Source organism: Amycolatopsis sp. NPDC050768 (assembly GCF_040654155.1).
GTDB lineage: Bacteria > Actinomycetota > Actinomycetes > Mycobacteriales > Pseudonocardiaceae > Amycolatopsis.
The window spans coordinates 122302-143279 of the sequence record NZ_JBFAHL010000021.1 but is presented as its reverse complement, the minus strand read 5'-3'; the positions used below and the strand labels follow the sequence as shown (position 1 = coordinate 143279).

The window sequence follows — 20978 nt, the reverse complement described above, 5'->3', positions numbered from 1 at the left end:
TCGTCAGGGCTCGTACACGGCCGGGTGGCGCGGGTCGTCGACGCGGACCGTGACGTCGGCGAGCGCGCCCGGGTCGACCTCCGACTCGTAGCGCTCGTACGCGGGCAGCGCCCACGCGTCGTCGTCGGGCAGGCGGCGGTGTAGCGCGGCGGGGGAGAGCCACAGGTGCACCACGAGGTCGAACGCGAGGCCGGCGCCGAGCAGGAACTCGCCGTTGACGAGGACCACGCCGCCTTCCGGCACGGGCACGCGCGCCATCCGCGTGGCGCGGTCGCGCTCGGTGTCCCACAGCGCCGGCAGCACCTCGCCGCTGCCTTCGCCGGCGAGCGGGTCGAGGACTTCCCGGCGCAGGGCGCCGAGGTCGAGCCAGTCGCTGTAGCGCGCGTCGGGGTTGCGCTTGCCGTGCTCGAACCGCAGCGACGCCGGGCGCAGGAACCCGCGCGCGGGCACGCGGACCGCGGCGCGGCCCAGCAGCCGCAACGGGTCCACGAGCGCATCGGCGAGACCCGCGGTGTCGGCGGCACCGTCGGCGCCGTCCACGGCGACCGCCAGCCGGCGGTGCGGCAGGGCCGCGACGCGCTCGGTCAGCTCGGCGGACAGCACGTCGGGGGAGATGGGTCGGTAGCGCACGGAAACCCATCCTGCCCGCGAGCGCCACACAGCACACCGGCGCGTGGGCATACTGGGAGGCACGTGACCAGTCAGACGGAAACCTTGGGGGCGAAGTGGCCGTCGAAGAAATTCCCGTGATCGACGACAAGTTCATGCAGCACACGCACGAGACGCTGGGGCGGTTTCACGACCAGGGCGCCGTGTGCCCGATCCGCATGCCGCACGGCACACCGTCTTACCTCGTGACGGGCTACGACGAGGCGCGGGCGCTGCTCGCGGACCCGCGGCTGAGCAAGGACAATCGCGGCGCCTACGACCTGATGATCGCGAAGGCCGGGGGCGAGAACATCAACCGGTCCTTCGGCCAGCTGCTCGGCGCGCACATGCTCAACACCGACGCGCCGGACCACACACGGCTGCGCAAGCTCGTGAACAAGGCGTTCACCTCGCGGGCGATCGCCGGGCTGCGCCCGCGCATCGAGCAGATCACCACCGAGCTGCTCGACGCGATGGAGGAGCACGAGCAGGTCGACCTCATGGCCGCGTTCGCGGGCCCGGTGCCGATCACCGTGATCTGCGAGCTGCTCGGCGTGCGCGAGGAGGACCGCGGCGAGTTCACCGGCTGGTCCAACATCCTGCTGGGCGCGGGCGACCTCGACGAGATGCAGGCGGCCGCGGTGGCCATGCACACCTACCTCGTGGGGCTGGTCGCGCAGAAGCGCGCCGAACCGGGCGAGGATCTGCTCTCGGGCCTCGTGCAGGCCACCGACGAAGGCGATTCGCTGAGCGAGGAAGAGCTCGTCGCGATGGCCTTCCTGCTGCTCGTCGCGGGCCACGAGACCACCGTGAACCTGATCGGCAACGCGGTGGTGGCGTTGCTTCGCGCGCCCGAGCAGCGCGCGAAGCTGGTGGCGGACCCGTCGCTGATGCCCGGCGCCGTCGAGGAGTTCCTGCGTTTCGACGGGCCCATCAACATCGCCACCCTCCGCTACACCGTCGAGGACGTGGAGGTCGGCGACCACAAGATCCCCGCGGGTGAGTTCGTGCAGGTCTCGCTGCTCGCCGCCAACCGCGACGAGGGCCGCTTCCCCGACCCGGCCGACCTCGACGTCACGCGCGCGGCCGGCGGCCACCTCGCCTTCGGCCACGGCATCCACTACTGCGTCGGCGCCCCGCTGGCGCGCATGGAGGCGGAGATCGCGCTCACGGCGCTGCTCGCGCGCTTCCCGCAGCTGCGAGCGGCCGTGCCGGAGGAGGACCTGGTCTACCGCACGAGCCCGCTGGTGCACGGCGTCAAGACGCTGCCCGTGCTGCTCCGCTGAGCTCTTGTGCGCAGAGCGGGCGGGGCGGCACGTAGGGTCGGCGCGTGGACTCCAGCGCCGACCACCTGCTCGCCCTCGACGCCGCGCACGTGTGGCACCCGTACGCGCCGATGCCGGGACGGGTGGCGCCGCTGCTCGTCTCCGAGGCGAGCGGGGTGCGGCTGAAGCTGGCGGACGGCCGTGAGCTCGTCGACGGCATGTCGTCTTGGTGGGCGGCGGTGCACGGCTACCGGCACCCGGTGCTCGACGCGGCGCTGGCCGAGCAGGCCGGGCGGATGAGCCACGTGATGTTCGGCGGCCTCACGCACGAGCCGGCGATCACGCTCGCCAAGACCCTTGTGGACCTCACGCCCGAGGGTCTCGAGCACGTGTTCCTGTGCGACTCCGGCTCGGTCTCGGTCGAGGTCGCCGTCAAGATGTGCCTGCAGTACCAGCGTTCGCGCGGGTTGCCGGAGAAGCGGCGGCTGCTCACGTGGCGCGGTGGCTACCACGGTGACACGTTCACGCCCATGAGCGTCTGCGACCCCGACGGCGGCATGCATTCGCTGTGGCGCGGAGTCCTGCCGGAACAGGTGTTCGTGCCCGAACCGCCGGCCGGCTTCGACGCGCCGGTTGACCAGTCCTATGTGGACATTCTCGCCACCGCGCTGGAGAAGCACGCGCACGAGCTGGCCGCGGTGATCGTGGAACCCGTGGTGCAGGGCGCGGGCGGGATGCGTTTCCACCACCCCGGCTACTTGCGCGCGCTGCGCGAGCTCACGCGCGAGCACGACGTGCTGCTCGTGTTCGACGAGATCGCCACCGGCTTCGGGCGCACGGGCCGGATGTTCGCGGCCGAGCACGCCGGCGTGACGCCCGACGTGCTGTGCCTCGGCAAGGCGCTCACCGGCGGCTACCTCACGATGGCCGCGGCGCTGTGCACGCCCGAGATCGCCGCCGGCATCGCGCGAGGTGACCTGCCGGTGCTGGCCCACGGGCCGACGTTCATGGGCAACCCGCTGGCCTCCGCCGTCGCCAACGCGTCGCTCGGGCTGCTGGCCGAGGGCCGGTGGCGCTCGGACGTCTCGCGGATCGAGGCGGGGTTGCGGCGTGGTCTCGAGCCGGCGTGGGACCTGCCGAACGTGCGCGATGTGCGGGTGCTCGGCGCGATCGGCGTGCTGCAGCTCGACCACGAGGTCGACCTCGGCGTGGCCACCGACATCGTGACGGCGGAGGGCGCGTGGCTGCGGCCGTTCCGCGACCTCGTGTACGCGATGCCGCCGTACGTCACGGACGACGCGGACCTGGCCGTGATCACCGGTGCGATGCTCGCGGCGGCTGAAAAAGCCTGAATTCACCCGGTCGAGTGTGACCGCGGCCATAAGATACGAGCTGTATACCGTGAGTCACGTAAAGTCGTCGGAACTCTGGGGTTTCCACGCGATCAGGTCTGGGCCGCTTCGTGAGTTTCTGACGGATTGGTGAGCTTTGCCGGAAACGTCCTAGTTCTCCGGTTCACAAGCAAACCTGAAGATCGTTCGCGTAGCGGACTTTTCGATCTTTTTCCGCTTTCCTGTCGCCATGATCGAGATCGTTCGTGGCGAGCACGACACCGGACCCCCGTCGCGCCGCGCCCAAGTCAACCGGACCCTCCAGAACATCCTGCGCCACGACGTGCCGGCCTCGCTGGTCGTCTTCCTCGTGGCCGTGCCGCTCTCTCTCGGCGTCGCCCTCGCTGTCGGCGCGCCACTCCTCGCGGGCCTCGTCTCCGCCGTCGTCGGCGGCTTGGTCGCGAGCCTGCTCGGCGGGTCGGCCCTGCAGGTCAGCGGGCCGTCCGCAGCCCTGACCGTGGTGCTCGCCGACACCATCGCCACCTACGGCTGGGCCGTCACCTGCGCCGTGACCGTCGGCGCCGGCCTGCTGCAGATCCTTTTCGGGCTCCTGCGCTTCGCCCGCGCCGCGCTGGCCATCTCACCCGCGATCGTCCACGGCCTCCTGGCCGGCATCGGCGTGACGATCGTGCTCGGCCAGCTCCACGTGGTGCTCGGCGGCCGGGCCCAGGGCTCCGCGCTCGCGAACCTCGCGGCGCTGCCCGGGCAGATCGTCGGCCACCACGACCAGGCCGTGCTGATCGGCGTGCTCACCGTCGCGATCCTGCTGGTGTGGCCGAAGCTGCCGGCGCCGGTGCGGAAGGTGCCGGGGCCGCTGGCCGCCGTCACGGTCGCGACGGGGCTGTCCGTCGCCGCCGGGATGTCGTTGCCGCGCGTGGACCTGCCCGCTGCGCTGCCGTCGTTCGGGTTCGTGCCGCAGCTGCCTTCGGGCGGCTGGAGCGGCGTGGCGTTCGCGGCCGTCACGGTCGCGCTCATCGCGAGCCTGGAGAGCCTGCTTTCCGCGGTGTCCATCGACAAGCTGCGCGGCGGGCGCCGCACGGACCTCAACCGTGAGCTCATCGGCCAGGGCGCCGGCAACGTCGCGTCCGGCGCGCTCGGCGGGCTGCCCGTGACCGGCGTGATCGTGCGGACCATGACCAACTACGAGGCCGGCGCGAAGACCCGCGCGTCGGCGCTGCTGCACTCGTGCTGGATCCTCGGGTTCTGCCTGCTGCTCACCGGCGTGCTGCGCTACATTCCGCTCGCCGCGCTGGCCGGGCTGCTCGTGTACGTGGGCGCCAAGCTCGTGAACCTCCCGGCGCTGAAGGAAGTGCTGCGCCACGGCGACCTCGCGGTGTATGCGGTGACGCTCGTCGGCGCGGTGTTCGTGAACCTGCTGACCGGCGTCGCGGCCGGCGTGCTGCTGGCGCTCGCGTTCATGCTGCGGCGGATGGTCCACTCCGGCGTGCACGTGGAGACGGGCGAGCGCGGTACGCGCGTGGTGATCGAGGGCGCGCTCACGTTCCTTTCGGTGCCCCGCTTGACGAAGGTGCTCGCCGGCGTGCCCGAGCGCGCCGACGTGACGCTGGAGCTGCTCGTGGACTACCTCGACCACGCGGCGTTCGACTGCCTGCGCGGCTGGCAGCAGGCGCACGTGAAAGCCGGCGGCACGGTGACCGTCGACGAGATCGGGCACCCCTGGTACGGCCGCGGCAGCTCCGGCGAGCCCACCGTGCGACGCAGCCTCGCGGCGCGCGTGCTGCCGCGGTGGCTCGCGCCGTGGTCGCAGTGGCAGGCCGAGCACGTTTCGCTGCCTGGACCGCGGGACGGCGCCTCGCCGTTGTCCCGTGGCGCATCGGAGTTCCAACGCCGCACCGCGCCACTGCTGCGCGACACCCTCAGCGGTCTCGCGCACGGCCAGCAGCCGCACACCCTTTTCATCACCTGTGGCGACGCGCGGATCGTGCCCAACCTGATCACCACGTCGGGCCCGGGCGACCTGTTCGCGGTGCGCAACATCGGCAACCTCGTCCCCGCCGCCGGCGACGGAACCGACTCCTCGGTGGGCGCGGCCGTCGAGTACGCCGTGGGGGTGCTCAAGGTGCCCGAGATCGTGGTGTGCGGCCACTCCTCGTGCGGCGCGATGAAGGCGCTCCTCGGGCAGGCCCCCGAGGGCCTCACGCGCCTCGGCAACTGGCTGCGCCACGGCGAACCCACCCTCCGTCGCCGCGCATCGGAGGCGGCCTTGCTGCTCGACGGCCGGCGCCCGACCGCCGAGTGCGACCAGCTGGCGCTGCACAACGTCGTCCAGCAACTCGACCACCTCCGCACCCACCCGGTCGTGGCCGACGCCCTGGCCGCCGGCGACCTGACGCTGACGGGCATGTACTTCGACGTCGGCGCCGCCCAGGTCTCGTTGCTGGACGCAGCTCACCGCAGCTTCGTCCCGGCCGGCTCGACGGTGCACTGACCAGCTGGGCCGGTGCGCACACGCACCGGCTAGTGGTCGAGCTCCCGCGCAACCCGAGAGTGGGGTGTCCGATAAAAATTCATGCCATCAGGTGGGACATAGCGGACATTTAACCCACACTCGGGTTACCTGGTGATCATGAGCCGACTTGCCGTGCTTCGCCACGACGTGCCCGCCTCGCTCGTGGTCTTCCTCGTCGCCGTGCCGCTCTCGCTGGGCATCGCGCTCGCGTCCGGGGCGCCGATCGTCGCCGGGCTGATCGCCGCTGTGGTCGGCGGTGTGGTCGCCGGAGCGCTGGGCGGCTCGCCGCTGCAGGTCAGCGGGCCCGCGGCCGGCCTGACGGTGATCATGGCCGAGACGATCGCCACCTTCGGGTGGGCCGTCACCTGCTTGATCACGGTGCTCGCCGGTGCGCTGCAGGTGCTGCTGGGCCTGAGCCGCATCGCACGGGCGGCGCTGGCGATCTCGCCGGCCATCGTGCACGGGATGCTCGCCGGCATCGGCGTGACGATCGTGCTGGGCCAGCTCCACGTCGTGCTCGGCGGGCAGGCGCAGAGCTCCGCGCTGGAGAACATCGCCGAGCTGCCCGCGCAGGTCGTGGCCCACCACGACGCGGCGGCCGTGATCGGGCTGCTCACCATCGTGATCCTCGTGGTCTGGCCGCGCCTGCCCGCCGCTGTGCGCAAGGTGCCCGGGCCGCTCGCGGCGATCGCTTTCGCCACGGTGATCTCGCTCGTCGCGGGCATGACGTTGCCGCGCGTGGAGCTGCCCGGCGACCTGCTGCAGATCCGCTTCGCGCCGCAGCTGCCCGGCGACGGCTGGACCGACGTCGCGCTGGCGGCGGTGACCATCGCGTTGATCGCGAGCGTCGAGAGCCTGCTCTCGGCCGTCGCCGTGGACAAGCTGCACACCGGCCCGCGCGCGAACCTCGACCGCGAGCTCGTGGGCCAGGGCGCGGCCAACCTCGTGTCCGGCGCGCTCGGCGGCCTGCCCGTGACCGGCGTGATCGTGCGCAGCTCCACCAACGTCGCCGCGGGCGCCAAGACCCGCGCGTCCGCCATCCTGCACGGCGTGTGGGTGCTGGTCTTCGTCGTCGCGCTCGCCGGGCTGATCGGGAACATCCCGCTGGCCGCGCTCGCCGGCCTGCTCGTGCACGTCGGCGTGAAGCTCGTGAACCCCGGCCACCTCAGGCAGGTCCTGCGCCACGGCGACCTCGCGCTCTACCTCGTGACGCTCGCCGGGGTGGTGGTGTTCGATCTGCTCACGGGCGTGCTCGCCGGGATCGTGCTGGCCGTGGCCCTCATGCTGCGCCGCACGGTGTGGTCCGGTGTCCACGCCGAGCGGGACGGCGACGAGTGGCGCGTGGTCGTGGAGGGCGTGCTCACATTCCTGTCCGTGCCGCGCCTGTCGAAGGTGCTCGGCGCCGTCCCGCCCGGCACGGTCGTGACCCTCGAGCTGGTCGCCGACTACCTCGACCACGCCGCCTTCGAAAGCCTGTCGAGCTGGCAGCAGGCCCACGAACGGGCCGGCGGCACCGTGGTCGTCGACGAGGTCGGCCACCCGTGGTTCGGCAAGGGCAAGGAGGGCACCCCGACGCTGCGGCGCACGGCTGCGGCCGGCGCCGTGCCCCGCTGGCTCGCGCCGTGGTCCGACTGGCAGGCCGTCGACGTCCGCCTGCCCGGCCAGCGGACCCACCGCGGCGCCACGGAGTTCCAGCGCCGGGCCGCGCCGCTGCTGAAGGAGACGCTCTCGGGCCTCGCCGACGGCCAGCGCCCGCACACGCTGTTCATCACCTGCGGCGACTCGCGCATCGTGCCCAACCTGATCACCACGTCGGGGCCGGGCGACCTGTTCACCGTCCGCAACATCGGCAACCTCGTGCCGCCCGCGCAGGCCGACCCGTCGATGAACGCCGCCGTCGAGTACGCGGTGGGGGTGCTGCACGTGCGCGAGATCGTGGTGTGCGGGCACTCCTCGTGCGGCGCGATGGGCGCGCTCGCCGACGGGCCGCCGGCCGGCACGGCGCTGGAGGGCTGGCTGCGCCACGCCGAGCCCAGCCTGCGCCGCGGCGGCCCGATCACGCTCGGCGGCGAGCTTCCCGCCCGTGAACCCGACCGGTTGGCCCTGCACAACGTGCTGCAGCAGCTCGACCACCTGCGCGCGTACCCGCTGGTCGCCGAGGCCGAAGCCCGCGGCGAGCTGCTCCTCACGGGCCTGTACTTCGACGTCGGCGCGGCCCAGGTCTACCTGTCCGACCCGGTGGCGGGCGCGTTCGTGGCGGCGGGGACGCCGGTCACCCCACATCGTGGGTGATCCCACCCGGACGTGGTGCGCACCGGGTGCGGGTGACTAAGTTGATGGCCCGTGACCATGCTGGTGATGACGGGGACCGGGACCGAGGTCGGCAAGACGATCACCACGGCGGCGATCGCGGCGCTGGCGCTCGGGCAAGGGCAGCGCGTCGCGGTGCTCAAGCCGGCCCAGACCGGGGTCGTGCCGGGCGAGGCGGGCGACCTCGACGAGGTCGTGCGCCTGGCCGGCAAGGGCGTGACCACGCGTGAGCTGCGGCGCTACCCCGACCCGCTCTCCCCGGAGGCGGCGGCTCGGCGCAGCGGCCTGCCGACGCTGGGCCCGGGCGAGATCGCGGCCGCCGCCACCGCACTCGACGCCGAGCACGACCTCACGCTCGTGGAGGGTGCCGGTGGCTTGCTGGTGCGCTTCGACGCCGACGGCAGCGGGCTGGCCGACGTCGCGTGGGCGCTCGGCGCGCCGATCGTGATCGTGGCCCAGCCGGGCCTCGGCACGCTCAACGCGACGGCGCTGACCGCTGAGGTCGCGACGCGGCGCGGCCTCAACGTCGTGGGTGTGGTGGTCGGCGCGTGGCCGGCCGAGCCGGATCTCGCGTCCGTGGAGAACCTGCACGACCTGCCCACCGCGGCAGGGGCACCCCTGCTCGGGGTGCTGCCCGGGGGGCTGGCGGCGACGGATCACGATACGTTCGTGGAACGGGCGCGCGCCGGGCTCTCGCCGTGGTTCGGCGGGGAGTTCGACCCGGAGGCTTTCACGCGGGCCGCTTCCGTGAATAAGTGACGGGCGTCGCAGCCCAGGCGGCGGGCTCTCAGGCACCATGACCGGAGAGCGCGTCCGTGCAGAAGTTCGACAGACAGGAGACGTCGTGACCGCAGTGGCGGGAAAGCCGGCCCAGGACATTTCGGACGTGCTGGCCGTCGCGCGCGAGCAGGTGCTCGAGCGCGGGGTCGGATTGTCTGAAGAACAGGTGCTGGCCGTGCTCCGGCTGCCCGACGAACGGCTCGGCGAGGCGCTGCAGGTCGCGCACGAGGTGCGCATGCGCTGGTGCGGCCCGGAGGTCGAGGTCGAGGGCATCGTCAGCCTCAAGACCGGCGGCTGCCCCGAGGACTGCCACTTCTGCTCGCAGTCGGGCCGCTTCCCCTCGCCGGTGCGCTCGGCGTGGCTCGACATCCCCGGCCTGGTCAAGGCCGCGCGCCAGACCGCCGAGACGGGTGCGACCGAGTTCTGCATCGTCGCCGCCGTGCGCGGTCCGGACAAGCGGCTGCTCTCGCAGGTCCGTGAGGGCGTGCAGGCGATCCGTGCCGACGGCAACGACATCCAGATCGCGTGCTCGCTCGGCATGCTCACCCAGGAGCAGGTCGACGAGCTCGTCGAGATGGGCGTGCACCGCTACAACCACAACCTCGAGACGGCGCGCTCGCACTTCCCGGACGTCGTGACCACGCACTCGTGGGAAGAGCGCTGGGACACTCTGCGGATGGTCGCCGAGGCCGGCATGGAGGTCTGCTGCGGCGGCATCATCGGCATGGGGGAGACCGTCGAGCAGCGCGCGGAGTTCGCCGTGCAGCTCGCCGAGCTGAGCCCGCACGAGGTGCCGATGAACTTCCTCATCCCGCAGCCGGGCACGCCGTACGAGAACTTCGAGATCGTCGAGGGCAAGGACGCGCTGCGCACGGTCGCGGCGTTTCGGCTCGCCATGCCGCGCACGATGCTGCGCTTCGCCGGCGGCCGTGAGCTGACCCTGGGCGACCTGGGCGCGGAGCAGGGCATGCTGGGCGGGATCAACGCGATCATCGTCGGCAACTACCTGACGAACCTCGGTCGGCCCGCGAGCGCGGACCTGAAGATGCTCGACGAGCTGAAGATGCCGGTCAAGGCCCTCAGTGACAGCCTCTGACCCACCCGCCTTCTGCGTCCACTGTGGACAGGCGTCGCCCGGCGGCGCCGATCACGACGCCTGCCACAACCCGCGCACGGCGCTCGAACCGCCGCGGTTCTGCGTGTTCTGCGCCCGCCGGATGGTGGTGCAGGTGACGCCCGTCGGCTGGACGGCGCGGTGCAGCAGGCACGGCGAGACCGCCAGTGGTTGACCGCGGGTGCTGACCGGTTACGCTCGGTCCGCACAAACGCAGGGAGGGAGTCCGGGGTGGTCGATTCCGCGGGCAAGGCAGCACACCGGTCGTCCGCCGTGGCCGACGCCTGGTCGGTGCCGAACCTCTTCCCACCGCACCGCGCGCGGCCGAAGGTCGTGGTGAAGGCCGACCTGCTGCCGGCCGTGAGCGTGCTGTCGACGGCGGGCCTGCTCGGCATCCCGCTCGGCTGGCTGTGGTCGCTGATGGCGCCGCCGCAGCGCGAGCGCGTGGTCACTGCCGACGGGCAGCGCGTGCCGCTGGAGCTGGAGAGCTGGCATCGCTTCGACGACCTCGCCATCTACGGCTTCCTGGCGCTGGCCACGGGGCTGCTGATCGGCGTGATCGTGTGGCTGATGCGCGAACGCCGGGGCCCGGTCGTGTTCGTGGCCGCCGCCGGGGGCGCCGCGCTGGCCGGCTGGCTCGGCACCCAGATCGGCGTGGCGTTCGTGAACTCGAAGTACGCCATCGACACCGCACCCGCGCTGGGCGCGGTGATCTCGGCGCCGCCGCAGCTGGAGTCCGGGTGGATCTGGCTGGCGGCCCCGTTGGTGACCTCGCTTGTCTACGCGCTGCTCGCGGCGTGGAACGGCCGCGAGGACCTGGGCCGTCGCCTCGGCTGAGGCGCTAGTTGAGGTTCGCCGGCTTCGAGAAGTCGGCGAACTCGGTCGGCGGCAGCGGCACGGCGCTGAGCGTGTCCAGGAACCACGCCTCGCGGGTGAGCAGCCGGCAGACGATGCGCAGGCGCCGCAACGGGTGCGTCTCCTCCAGCAGCAGCTGGCGGTCTTCCAGCGGCAACAGGCAGTCGGCGGCGAGCTGGTAGGCGAGCTCGTCGACGTCGGCGTCGTCGTCCGGCGTGCTCCAGTCGTCGTCGTGCCAGGCGGCCTCGCAGTAGCGACGGTGGGCCGCACGCGCGACTTCGCCGAGTCGTTGCCCCGGTTCGACCGCGCTGGCGGGCACGGCGTCGTCGGGCAGCCAGTCGACCACGCCCAACAGGTAGGGCGCCGACGTGCAGTCGAGCTCGCGCAGGCGGAAGCGCCGGGCGGCCTTGGTGACCACGTCGTAGCGCCCGTCCGGCAGCCGCTTCGCTTCGCGCAGCACGGTGCTGCAGCCCACGTCGTACACATGGTCCAGACCACGCACTTCACGCACGAGCGGGGCACGCAGCGAGACCACGCCGAACTCGCGCCCCGGCACGGCGCCGCCCACGAGGTCGGCGGTCAGCTGGCGGTAGCGCGGCTCGAAGATGTGCAACGGCAGGTGCGTACCGGGGAGCAGCACGGTCTGCAGTGGGAACAACGGCAGTGTCGCCGTCCCACTGGGGTTCTGCTCCTGCTCCGGCTCGGTCACGCGTCCACCGTACGGGTACCGGGGCACGCTCGCAGTCCATCACCTTTTCGGCGGCGGCTTGAGGACTGCGAACGGGTCTGTGATCTGCATCCCTTTGCCCGCGAAGGAGAACAGCGCCGCCGGGCGCCCGCCGGCCCGACCGGGTGATGCGGTGTCGCCGGTGGGCACGAGGAGTCCCCGGCGCGAGAGCACGCGTTGCAGGTTCGTCGCCGACACCCGGTAGCCCAGCGCGGCGGAGTAGAGCCCGCGCAGGGCCGAGATCGTGAACTGCTCGGGCGCCAGGGCGAAGCCGAGGTTGGTGTAGCTGAGCTTCGAGCGCAGCCGGTCGCGGGCGCGCAGCACGATCGCCTCGTGGTCGAACGCGGTGCGCGGCAGCGCGGTCACGTCGTGCCACTGCGTGTCCTCGGGGATCTCCGGGTCGACGTCCGACGGCACGAGCCCGAGGAACGCCGTGGCGACCACGCGCGGCCCCGGCACGCGGTCAGGCGCGCTGAAGACCGAGAGCTGCTCCACGTGCTTGAGCTGGCGCACGTCGACCTTCTCGGCGAGCTGGCGGCGGATGGACGTTTCGACGTCCTCGTCGGGGCGCAGCCGGCCGCCCGGGAGCGACCAGCGGCCCAGGTGCGGGTCGAGCGCGCGGCGCCACAGGAGCACGCGCAGTGTGTCCGAGCGCACTTGCAGGACTGCTCCCAGAACCTCGTGGGCCAAGGGGGTCTGGGTGTTAAGATGACTTCGCACGGTTTTCGATTATAAGGCGAAAACCCGTCGACGGTCCAGGAGGGCCACACATGACCACCACGGTTGAGCAGAACCTGACTCCGTACGGCGGGGTCGAGGCGAACGCGGACTGGGCGGAGGAGGTGCGCGAGCTCGCTCGTCAGCGCGACGCGGTGCTGCTGGCGCACAACTACCAGGTCCCCGAGATCCAGGACATCGCCGACTTCACCGGCGACTCGCTGGCGCTGAGCCGCATCGCGGCGAGCAGCGACGCGTCCACGATCGTCTTCTGCGGCGTGCACTTCATGGCCGAGACCGCGAAGATCCTGGCGCCGCAGAAGACGGTGCTGATTCCCGACGCGCGGGCCGGCTGCTCGCTCGCCGACTCCATTTCCGGCGCCGAGCTGCGGGCCTGGAAGGCCGAGCACCCGGGCGCGGTCGTGGTGTCGTACGTGAACACCACCGCCGAGGTGAAGGCGGAGACGGACATCTGCTGCACGTCGTCGAACGCGGTCGACGTCGTGGCTTCGATCCCCGCTGACCAGGAAGTTCTCTTTCTTCCCGACCAGTTCCTCGGCGCGCACGTGAAGCGCGTGACGGGCCGGCAGAACATGCACATCTGGGCCGGCGAGTGCCACGTCCACGCCGGCATCAACGGGGCCGAGCTGGCCGCGCGGGCCGAGGAGAACCCCGACGCCGACCTGTTCATCCACCCCGAGTGCGGCTGCGCGACGTCGGCGCTCTACCTCGCGGGCGAGGGCGTGGTGGCGCCGGAGCGGGTGAAGATCCTGTCCACCGGCGACATGGTGCACGCGGCTCGGGACACGAAGGCCCGCTCGGTGCTGGTGGCGACCGAGATCGGCATGATCCACCAGCTGCGCAAGGCCGCGCCGGAGATCGACTTCCGCGCGGTGAACGACCGGGCGTCCTGCCGGTACATGAAGATGATCACGCCGGCCGCGCTGCTGCGGAGCCTGCGCGAAGGCGCGGACGAGGTCCACGTGGACCTCGAGACCGCCGCCAGGGCGCGGGCCTCGGTGCAGCGGATGATCGAGATCGGGCAGCCCGGCGGCGGCGAATGACCACCCCGGTTAACGCTTCACAGGCGAAAACCCCGGCGTGGGAAGCCCGTGCGGACCTCGTTGTCGTGGGCAGCGGGGTGGCCGGGCTGACGGCCGCGCTGCGGGCGCAGGAGCTCGGCCTGCACGTGCTCGTGGTGACCAAGGCCGCGGTGTCCGACGGCAACACGCGCTGGGCCCAGGGCGGCGTCGCGGTGGTGTTGGAAGGCGAGCACGACCGCGACGACTCGGTCGCGAAGCACGCCGAAGACACCTTCACCGCGGGCGCCGGCCTGTGCGACGAGGACGCGGCACGATCGATCCTCGACGGCGGCCCGGCGGCCGTGGAGTGGCTGCGGGCCAGCGGCGCTCAGTTCGACGCCGGTGCCGAAGGCTTGGCGCGCGCTCGCGAGGGCGGCCACAGCGCGTTCCGCGTGATCCACGCGGGCGGCGACGCCACAGGCGCCGAGGTGGAGCGCACGTTGGTGGCGCAGGCCGGCGACCGGCGCGTGCCGGTGCTGCAGCACCACATCGCGGTCGACGCGTTGCTCACGCCCGTGGGTGAGGTGGCGGGCGTGACCGTGCTGGACCGCGACGGCGTGCCCGGCGTGGTGCGGGCCTCGGCCGTGCTGCTGGCCAGCGGCGGGTTCGGCCAGCTCTACCAGGCGACGTCCAACCCGGAGATCGCGACCGGCGACGGTCTCGCCCTTGCCTTGCGGGCGGGCGCGACCGTGGCCGACGTCGAGTTCGTGCAGTTCCACCCCACGGTGCTCTACACGCCGGGGGCTCGTGGCCGGTGCCCGCTCGTCACCGAGGCCGTTCGCGGTGAGGGAGCCACGCTCGTCGACGGCGCCGGCCAGTCGGTGATGGCCGGCGTGCACCCGCTGGGCGACCTGGCGCCGCGCGACGTCGTGTCGGCCGCGATCACCCGGCGGATGGGGCTGGCGCCGGGCGGGGTCGACGACCACGTTTTCCTCGACGCCACCGGCATTTCCGGCTTCGCGAAGCGGTTCCCGACCGTGCACGCGGCCTGCGCGGTGCTGGGCCTCGACCCGGCCGTGGACGCGATCCCGGTGACACCCGCGGCGCACTTCGCGTGCGGCGGAGTGGTGACCACTGTGGACGGACGGTCGAGCGTCACCGGGCTGTACGCGGCGGGCGAGGTGGCCCGCACCGGGCTGCACGGGGCCAACCGGCTGGCGTCCAACAGCCTGCTCGAAGGCCTCGTGGTGGGGCACCGCGTGGCGCAGGCCGTGGCCGCCGACCTCGCGGCCGGGCTGCTGCCGGACCCGTCGCGTGGGCGCTTGCCCTCGCGGACGTCGGCGCCGGCGGCCGAGCGCGACGCTTTGCAGCGCGTGATGAGCCGCTACGCCGCGATCGGCCGCGACGCCGATGGCCTGGCGGCGGCGGGTTCCGTGCTGGACCTGTCCACGCAGGACAGTCCGTTGTGGACGCACGTGGCCGTGGAGGACGCGGCGCTCACCGTGGTGGCGCAGGCGCTGCTCGCCGCGGCGGCGCGGCGCACCGAATCGCGCGGCTGCCACGTGCGGTCCGATTTTCCCGAGCGGGCAGAGGGCTGGCGGCGCAGCCAGCTCATCCGGCTCAGCCCTTCCGGCCAGCCCGTGCTGGCCGACCCGATCGCTCTGGAAGGTGTGGCATGACCGAGTTGTTCCCGTTTTCCGACGCCGTCTCACGCGCCCTCGTGGACGCGGGGCTCGAGGTCGCCGACGTCCGCCGCGTGGTGACCACGGCGCTTGAAGAGGACCTGCGGTACGGGCCGGACGCCACCACGGCGTCGACGGTCCCGGCCGACGCGCGCGCGGTTGCCGAGCTGACCCCGCGTTCGCCAGGTGTCGTGGCCGGGCTGCCTGTGGCCCTGGCGGTGTTCGACGCGGTGCTGGGTTCGGACTACGAGGTGGTGTCCAGCCGGCCCGACGGGTCGCGGGTGGCGGCGGGCGAGCCCGCGCTCGCGGTGCGGGGCACCGTACGCGGCCTCCTGACGGCCGAGCGGACGGCCCTGAACCTCGTCTGCCGCCTCTCGGGCATCGCGACGGCGACCGCCCGGTGGGTGTCCGAAGTGGAGGGTTCGGGCACGGCGATCCGCGACACCCGCAAGACGACGCCGGGCCTGCGGTTGCTGGAGAAGTACGCCGTGCGTTGCGGTGGCGGCGTGAACCACCGCATGGGTCTGGGCGACGCCGTGCTGATCAAGGACAACCACGTCGTCGCCGCGGGTTCCGTCACGGCCGCGCTGGCGGCGGCGCGCGAGCACGCGCCGGAGCTGGCGTGCGAGGTGGAGGTCGACAACCTGGCGCAGCTGGAGGAGGCGCTCGCCGCGGGCGCCGACGAGGTTCTGCTGGACAACTTCACGCCGCAGGACTGCGCGAAGGCCGTGGAGCGGCGCAACGCCGTTTCGCCGAAAACGCGGCTGGAATCCTCTGGTGGCCTCACCCTCGACCGTGCTAAGGCCTACGCCGAGTCCGGTGTGGACTACTTCGCGGTGGGGGCGCTCACGCACTCCTCGCCCGCGTTGGACCTTGGGATGGACCTGCGCTGAACCTGTTGCCGCGGCGCCCGCTCGACTAGAATCCCGTTGTCGGACAGCGAGATTCTCCGGGAGGGTGCCGCGGTGAGGTGGCCAGCCGTCTTCGCCGTGGCCGGTCTCGTGGCCGTGTCTTCCCTGTCTTCCGTCGGTTTCGCCGGGTCCGCGAGCGCGGTGGGGGCGTGCGCGAACCCGTCCGGCACCTACACCGGCGCCGTGTCGTGGGGCCAGCGGCTCGTCGACCCGCAGCGCCTCTGGCCGCTCACGCGCGGGGACGGCCAGGTCGTGGCCGTGATCGGCACCGGCATCGACGCGCAGAACGGCCAGTTCGCGCCCGGCCAGGTCCTCACCGGCCCCGGAACGGCCCCGTCCGACTGCGACGGCCGCGGCACCATCGCCGCGGGGATCGTCGCCGCGCAGCCTTCGGGGGAAACGACTTTCGTCGGCGTCGCACCGGGCGCGAAGCTCGTGCCGCTGCAATACGTCGACGCTTCGTCCCACGACGGCGGCGACCCGGGCGCTCTGGCGGGCGCCATGAACACGGCCCTCGACCGGGGCGCGGGGGTTTTGCTCATCGCGGTGCCGGCGGCTTTCGACAGCCCGGCTTTGGACGCGGCGGTCGCGCGCGCCCATTCCCGCGGCGCCGTCGTGGTCTCCGCCGCGGCCGCCACCCAGCAGGGCGCGCACACCTATCCCACCGCTTCGTCGGGTGTACTCGCCGTCGGCTCCACGAACCAGGCGGGCGCCCCGGTCCAGACCGAAGCCGGCGACTACCTCGGCGTCGCCGCCCCGGGCGCCGACCTCGTCAGCACCTCGGCCGGCGCGGGCGGCGCCGTCGCGCACCGCTGGCCGGTGACGGACCCGGGCCTGGCCGCCGCGTACGTCGCCGGCGTCGCCGCCCTGGTGCGCGCCGCCCACCCGGACTTCACTGGCGACCAGGTCGTGACCCGCTTGACGCTGACGGCCTCGCGCCCTCCGTCGGGCGGCCACGACCCTCGCCGGGGCTGGGGCGTCGTGGACGCCTATGCCGCCGTCTCGTCGACGCTGCCCGCTTCCGTCGCGGGCCCGGGCGGCTCGGTCGCTCCGATTGCTTTGCCTGCGGTTGTCCCTGCCCCGGCCCCCGTTGACGCCGGTGTGGACATCCCCGCCGCCGCCATCGCCCTCGGCGGGGTCGTCCTGGCCGCCGCCGCGGGCCTCGCCGTCGCCACCGTGCGCCGCGGCCGCCGCCGCTCGTGGCGCGCCTCCCGGTTCGGGTCTTGATTCCCGTGCCTCAAGGCCGCGTCCTGGTCATCGGCTTGGACCCCACCCGGCTCGACGGCTGGGACCCCGCCCCGGTCCAGGCCGCCATCGCGCGCGGCCAGGCCACTTTCGCCGCCCACGGCCTGGAATCCGACCTCTGCCTCGTCGCCCCGGACGACAATCCGTTGTCTGCCATCGAATCCGCTCTGACCCGAGCCGACTACGCCTGCGTCGTCATCGGCGGCGGCATCCGCGGCTACGAGCCTTTGCTGGAACTCTTCGAGCAGGTCGTCAACCTCGTCCACCGCCTCGCGCCCGCCGCGACCATCGCCTTCAACCGCACACCCGAAGACACCGCCGAAGCGGCCCTGCGCTGGCTGCGTTAGCTCGGCGGGGTCAGCGTGACGCCCGGTGATTCAGACCGGCACCACGCAGCGCGTCGAGCCGATGATCGCCACTCCGCCGCCGGCGCGGGCGACGTGGACGGTGAAGTCGGCGCCGTCGCGGTTGAAGCGGGCGATGAGTTCACGGGGGGTGCTGCGGTCGTGTGCGGACCAGCCCGCGGCTTCCAGCGAGGGCAGCACGGACTCCGCCAGGCGGTGTTCCGCGTCGCCGCAGTGGTCGAGTCGGACGCCGTACTGCCAGCACACCAGGGTGCCCGGGTGGGCGGGGTCGCAGTCGAGCTCGCCGGCGACCGTGGGTGTCACGTCGGGGCCGAAGGTGGCGGCGACGTCGTCGATGACGGCCGTGAGCTCGTGGGCCAGCAGCGAGAGGGTCATCGCTGCACCCCCGGCACCGTCGTGAGCGCGCCGCCGGTGAGGACGCCGTAGATGTTGGTCCACGAGTCGGAGCCGGGCTTGAGCACGTCGCTGTGCGAGGACAGGCCCCAGAGCTCGTTGCCGGCCGCGTCGTTGCCCGTCGTGAGGTCGGTGACGCCCGGGAACGTGTCGGGGTCGGCGCCGTGGCCGATGCCGGTCCACTCGGCGCCCCAGGCGTTGCCCTGGGCGAGCACGATGGGGTCGAGCGGCGCCGTCATCGAGAAGCGCTGCACGCCCGCCTGGCTCGCGGGCAGGTCGGCCGGGCTCCAGACGCCGTGGCCCATGCCGGCCGACTCGACGTGCAGCACGCGGTCGACGGCCAGGCCTTGTGAATCGGCCAATCCGACGGTCGCGCCGCCGTAGCTGTGGCCGATGGCGGTGATGGTCGCGGCGCCGCCGGTCTGGGTGTCGACCTGGGCGCGCAGCTCGTTGCCGAACGTCTTGAGGTCCGGGGCCATCGTCTGCGCGTAGCTCGCGTCCGGGCCTTCGACCAGGGGGTTCTGCGGGAAGTCGCCGTCGGCCCACACGACCATCGCCGTGCGGCCCGTCGGGTCGGCGGCCACCAGGCTGCGGCCGAGGTCGGCGTAGCCCTGGAAGTTGTCCAGCCGCGTGTTGACGCCCGGCACGAACAGCCCGACGTTGCGCGTCCCCGGCTGGATCGAGCCCACGAGCTCGGCGATCCGGCCGTCGGCCGCGGGGTCGAACCGCAGGATCTGGCGGTTGTTCGCCAGAATGTCTTGGTACAGCGCGATCCTCCGCTGCGAGCTCGCGATGTCGTCGGCGCTGCCGCCAGAAGACCGAAGCTGCTGCAAACGCGTCTGCTCCGCCGTCAGCGCGTCCGAAACCTTGGTGCGGTTCGCAGCGATCGCATTCGCCCAGGTCCCGCTCGCCGCCGCCCCGACGGGGCCGCTCACCGCCGGCAGCGGATCCTCCGGCAGCAACGACCGGTACGAAGCCGCCACCTGCTCGTCCGCGCGCCGGTAGCCCGCGGCCGACGCGGAGAGCCCGTTCTGCAGCACCTTCGCGCGCTGTACCTGACCGTCGATCTTCTCACCGAGCTCGGACAACGTCTTCTTCAACGTAGCGGCGCAGTCCGCCGAAGCGGACACCTGGCCGAACGCCGTGGCGGGCACGGAAACCCCCGCTACGGCCTTCTGCGCCGTCTCGAGCGCGCCCGCGCGGCCGCCCAGGTCCGCCGCGGCCGCGTCGAGCTTGGCGGGAGCGACCCGGTAACCCCCGGAGTCCACTGCAGCAGTCACCGAGCCGTCCTCCCGATCAGTAGGTTTCCGGCTCTTCGCCGATCACCGACGGAGCCACGGGCGCCTGCTGGCCCCATACGTTCTCCGTCTCCACGAGCCACGCCGGGATCCGCCGTCCGGAGCCCATGTCACCACCGGCTCCCATGCCCATCGGCATCATGGGCATCATCGGCATCGCGCTCTTCGCCGCCGCGCCCGCGGCGCCGGCCGCGCCGCCCGCGAGTCCACTGAGGACGTTCGACGCGCCGCCGTCGCCCGCGAGGCCGGAGTGTGCCGCCGGGGCGTCGCTGCCGCCGGAAAGCCCGCCGCCGCCGGGGATTCCGCCGCCGTCGAGCGAAGGCGCGTCACCGCCGCCGATCGGGATGCCGCCGCCGGCACCGCCTTCGGTGCCCGCGCCGCCACCGAGCTTCGTGCCCGCCGGCTCGTCCTTCTTGTCGTCGGAGTCCTTTCCGGACGCCCACGAAGGCACCTTCGGCATGATCGAGCCGAACCGCCCGAACGCCGCCGCCGAAGCCGCCGCGAGACCCGCGGTGAACATGTCGCCGAACAGCGGACTGCCCGAAGTCGCCGGATCCGAGCCCGGAGCCCCCGGTGCGCCCGCCACCGAGCCGTCGGCCGGCAGCGGGTGCGAGTCGTCCGGGGTGCCGACGACGAGACCCGGGTCGGCCAGGCCGTTGCCGGTCGCACCGCCACCGGACGCGCCGCCGCCGGCCGGGGGAGCGGCCGGCGTGTCGACCGCGTTGGGCGAGACGGGGATCGAGTCCTCGGCGGTGGTGTAGTTCGTGGCCAGGTTGGTCATGACCACGATCGCCTTGGCGTGCGCGGAACCCGCGGCGTTCGCGGCCTGCTGCTGCGCCTCGACGTCGGCGATCGCCTGCTGCCGCTGCTGGGCTGCGGCGGCGAGAGTGGCCGGCGACGAGTCGGACGGCAGCAACGGCGGGTTCACGGCCAGCGCGACCTGGCCGGGCGAGACGTCGGGCACCGAGACCGGCGGCGGCATCTCGGCCTTGGCCTTCACGAGCGCGTCGGCCGCGTCCTCGAGCATGTGCTGCATGCCCTGCGCGGTCTGCGCGACCTTGCGGATGCCGCCGACGAGGTCGGTGATCATGTGCGAGTACTGGTCCGCCGCGCCGCCGGTCCACTCGCCCGAGAAGTCCGACAGCTCCTTCGACAGGTTCTCGGCCTGCTCGTGCAGCCCGATCGCGGTGGAGTTCCACTGGTCGGCCGCGGCCTGGGCGCTGCTGGGGTCACCGGCCTGCAGCATCGCGTACAGCTGCTGGTGCGTGTACGCGGCGAAGTTGGTGTGCGCCCCGCTCATGCGTCCGTCCCCCCGGAGTTGTTCGAGCCACCGGACCCGAGGCCCAGCAGCGAAAGCAGCGGATCGAGCAGCCCGGTCTCGCTGCCCGACTGGTGCAGGTCGCCGGCCACCGACTGGTCCGCCTGCTCGTAACCGTCGGCGACGGTGGTGGTCACGTCCTGCGCGAACGTGATCGCGCTGCGGACCTGTTCGAGCAGCCCCCGCATCTCCGCGACGGCGGCGCGGTGGGCGTCGACGAGCGAGCCGGCTTCCCCGAACTCCCCGAACAGCAGCGGGTGGTCGCCGAGCGTGCTGAGGAAGTCGTTGGGCTTGGACATCGCGTGGATCTGGGTTTCCAGTTCCCGCACGAAGTCCTTCAGCGATTCGAGGTGAACGTAGTACGACTGGTCGTGCATCGGTCCCGACCCTCTCGTGCATAACGGACGCTGGAAAGCCGGCCGGCCGGTGCGAGCGGGGGGTTTCCCGCACCGGCCGACCGACGTCGG

The 20978-nt window shown here is 72.6% G+C and carries 20 protein-coding genes; 13 read left to right on the top strand and 7 right to left on the bottom strand.

Annotated features, from left to right (window positions below; genetic code table 11):
* Positions 1–3: 3 nt before the first annotated feature.
* Positions 4–630 (bottom strand): uridine kinase, encoded by a 627-nt coding sequence (locus AB0H62_RS42260; protein ID WP_360592061.1) that lies wholly within the window; start codon positions 628–630, stop codon positions 4–6.
* Between the two features lie 134 nt (positions 631–764).
* Between AB0H62_RS42260 and AB0H62_RS42255 the strand changes: the two genes are divergently transcribed.
* The 8 genes from AB0H62_RS42255 (at position 765) to AB0H62_RS42220 (ending at position 10815) form a co-directional block, all read left to right on the top strand.
* Positions 765–1934: a cytochrome P450 gene (locus AB0H62_RS42255; protein WP_220247474.1), complete on the top strand. Its 1170-nt coding sequence runs from the start codon at positions 765–767 to the stop codon at positions 1932–1934.
* Positions 1935–1978: 44 nt separating this feature from the next.
* Positions 1979–3265 carry an adenosylmethionine--8-amino-7-oxononanoate transaminase gene (locus AB0H62_RS42250; RefSeq protein WP_360592060.1) on the top strand — a complete coding sequence of 429 codons (1287 nt, stop codon included), beginning with the start codon at positions 1979–1981 and terminating at the stop codon, positions 3263–3265.
* 229 nt (positions 3266–3494) lie between these two features.
* Positions 3495–5753 (top strand): bifunctional SulP family inorganic anion transporter/carbonic anhydrase, encoded by a 2259-nt coding sequence (locus AB0H62_RS42245; RefSeq protein WP_360592059.1) that lies wholly within the window; start codon positions 3495–3497, stop codon positions 5751–5753.
* Between the two features lie 138 nt (positions 5754–5891).
* Positions 5892–8066 carry a bifunctional SulP family inorganic anion transporter/carbonic anhydrase gene (locus AB0H62_RS42240; protein ID WP_360592058.1) on the top strand — a complete coding sequence of 725 codons (2175 nt, stop codon included), beginning with the start codon at positions 5892–5894 and terminating at the stop codon, positions 8064–8066.
* Between the two features lie 57 nt (positions 8067–8123).
* On the top strand, positions 8124–8843 hold the full coding sequence (bioD, locus tag AB0H62_RS42235; RefSeq protein ID WP_220247475.1) for a dethiobiotin synthase: 720 nt from the start codon (positions 8124–8126) through the stop codon (positions 8841–8843).
* Positions 8844–8928: 85 nt separating this feature from the next.
* A complete protein-coding gene (bioB, locus tag AB0H62_RS42230) occupies positions 8929–9960 on the top strand; it encodes a biotin synthase BioB (protein ID WP_220237964.1) in 1032 nt (343 codons plus the stop codon).
* Positions 9947–10153 (top strand): hypothetical protein, encoded by a 207-nt coding sequence (locus tag AB0H62_RS42225; RefSeq protein ID WP_360592057.1) that lies wholly within the window; start codon positions 9947–9949, stop codon positions 10151–10153. The genes bioB and AB0H62_RS42225 overlap by 14 nt, the downstream gene beginning before the upstream one ends.
* 56 nt (positions 10154–10209) lie before the next feature.
* Complete coding sequence (locus AB0H62_RS42220) at positions 10210–10815, top strand: DUF2567 domain-containing protein (protein WP_360592056.1); 606 nt, start codon at positions 10210–10212, stop codon at positions 10813–10815.
* Between the two features lie 4 nt (positions 10816–10819).
* Here AB0H62_RS42220 and AB0H62_RS42215 read toward each other — a convergent pair whose 3' ends face one another.
* Both AB0H62_RS42215 and AB0H62_RS42210 read right to left on the bottom strand, forming a co-directional pair.
* Complete coding sequence (locus AB0H62_RS42215) at positions 10820–11542, bottom strand: LON peptidase substrate-binding domain-containing protein (protein ID WP_360592055.1); 723 nt, start codon at positions 11540–11542, stop codon at positions 10820–10822.
* Between the two features lie 39 nt (positions 11543–11581).
* A complete protein-coding gene (locus tag AB0H62_RS42210; RefSeq protein ID WP_220237968.1) occupies positions 11582–12217 on the bottom strand; it encodes an NUDIX domain-containing protein in 636 nt (211 codons plus the stop codon).
* 113 nt (positions 12218–12330) lie between these two features.
* On the opposite strand from AB0H62_RS42210, the gene nadA reads away from it, so the two are divergent.
* From nadA to AB0H62_RS42185, 5 genes are all read left to right on the top strand, one after another.
* On the top strand, positions 12331–13341 hold the full coding sequence (nadA, locus tag AB0H62_RS42205) for a quinolinate synthase NadA (RefSeq protein ID WP_354863911.1): 1011 nt from the start codon (positions 12331–12333) through the stop codon (positions 13339–13341).
* The gene (locus tag AB0H62_RS42200; protein WP_220237970.1) at positions 13338–14978 is read left to right on the top strand and encodes an L-aspartate oxidase; all 1641 of its coding nucleotides are present in this window, start codon (positions 13338–13340) and stop codon (positions 14976–14978) included. The genes nadA and AB0H62_RS42200 overlap by 4 nt, the downstream gene beginning before the upstream one ends.
* Entirely contained in the window at positions 14975–15874 is a 900-nt protein-coding gene (gene nadC / locus AB0H62_RS42195; RefSeq protein WP_220237971.1) for a carboxylating nicotinate-nucleotide diphosphorylase, read from the top strand. The genes AB0H62_RS42200 and nadC overlap by 4 nt, the downstream gene beginning before the upstream one ends.
* 72 nt (positions 15875–15946) lie before the next feature.
* On the top strand, positions 15947–17119 hold the full coding sequence (locus AB0H62_RS42190; RefSeq protein WP_360592054.1) for a S8 family serine peptidase: 1173 nt from the start codon (positions 15947–15949) through the stop codon (positions 17117–17119).
* Positions 17120–17124: 5 nt separating this feature from the next.
* Positions 17125–17484, top strand: a complete 360-nt coding sequence (locus tag AB0H62_RS42185) for a hypothetical protein (RefSeq protein ID WP_360592053.1) — start codon at positions 17125–17127, stop codon at positions 17482–17484.
* 30 nt (positions 17485–17514) lie between these two features.
* On the opposite strand, the gene AB0H62_RS42180 is transcribed toward AB0H62_RS42185, so the two are convergent.
* Genes AB0H62_RS42180 through AB0H62_RS42165 form a run of 4 tightly spaced genes read right to left on the bottom strand, consistent with a single transcriptional unit; the run spans position 17515 to position 20888 of the window.
* Positions 17515–17877: a hypothetical protein gene (locus tag AB0H62_RS42180; RefSeq protein ID WP_220237974.1), complete on the bottom strand. Its 363-nt coding sequence runs from the start codon at positions 17875–17877 to the stop codon at positions 17515–17517.
* A complete protein-coding gene (locus AB0H62_RS42175; RefSeq protein ID WP_360592052.1) occupies positions 17874–19175 on the bottom strand; it encodes an alpha/beta hydrolase in 1302 nt (433 codons plus the stop codon). Before AB0H62_RS42175 ends, AB0H62_RS42180 begins: the two co-directional genes overlap by 4 nt.
* A gap of 16 nt (positions 19176–19191) precedes the next feature.
* Positions 19192–20493, bottom strand: a complete 1302-nt coding sequence (locus tag AB0H62_RS42170; RefSeq protein WP_220237975.1) for a WXG100 family type VII secretion target — start codon at positions 20491–20493, stop codon at positions 19192–19194.
* The gene (locus tag AB0H62_RS42165; RefSeq protein WP_220237976.1) at positions 20490–20888 is read right to left on the bottom strand and encodes a hypothetical protein; all 399 of its coding nucleotides are present in this window, start codon (positions 20886–20888) and stop codon (positions 20490–20492) included. Before AB0H62_RS42165 ends, AB0H62_RS42170 begins: the two co-directional genes overlap by 4 nt.
* Positions 20889–20978: the final 90 nt, after the last annotated feature.

Coding starts and splice junctions, on each gene's coding strand:
- AB0H62_RS42255 (WP_220247474.1), top strand. CDS start 765: ATGCAGCACACGCACGAGACGCTGGGGCGGTTTCACGACCAGGGCGCC.
- AB0H62_RS42245 (WP_360592059.1), top strand. CDS start 3,495: ATGATCGAGATCGTTCGTGGCGAGCACGACACCGGACCCCCGTCGCGC.
- AB0H62_RS42240 (WP_360592058.1), top strand. CDS start 5,892: ATGAGCCGACTTGCCGTGCTTCGCCACGACGTGCCCGCCTCGCTCGTG.
- bioD (WP_220247475.1), top strand. CDS start 8,124: ATGCTGGTGATGACGGGGACCGGGACCGAGGTCGGCAAGACGATCACC.
- nadA (WP_354863911.1), top strand. CDS start 12,331: ATGACCACCACGGTTGAGCAGAACCTGACTCCGTACGGCGGGGTCGAG.
- AB0H62_RS42200 (WP_220237970.1), top strand. CDS start 13,338: ATGACCACCCCGGTTAACGCTTCACAGGCGAAAACCCCGGCGTGGGAA.
- nadC (WP_220237971.1), top strand. CDS start 14,975: ATGACCGAGTTGTTCCCGTTTTCCGACGCCGTCTCACGCGCCCTCGTG.
- AB0H62_RS42180 (WP_220237974.1), bottom strand. CDS start 17,877: ATGACCCTCTCGCTGCTGGCCCACGAGCTCACGGCCGTCATCGACGAC.
- AB0H62_RS42170 (WP_220237975.1), bottom strand. CDS start 20,493: ATGAGCGGGGCGCACACCAACTTCGCCGCGTACACGCACCAGCAGCTG.
- AB0H62_RS42165 (WP_220237976.1), bottom strand. CDS start 20,888: ATGCACGACCAGTCGTACTACGTTCACCTCGAATCGCTGAAGGACTTC.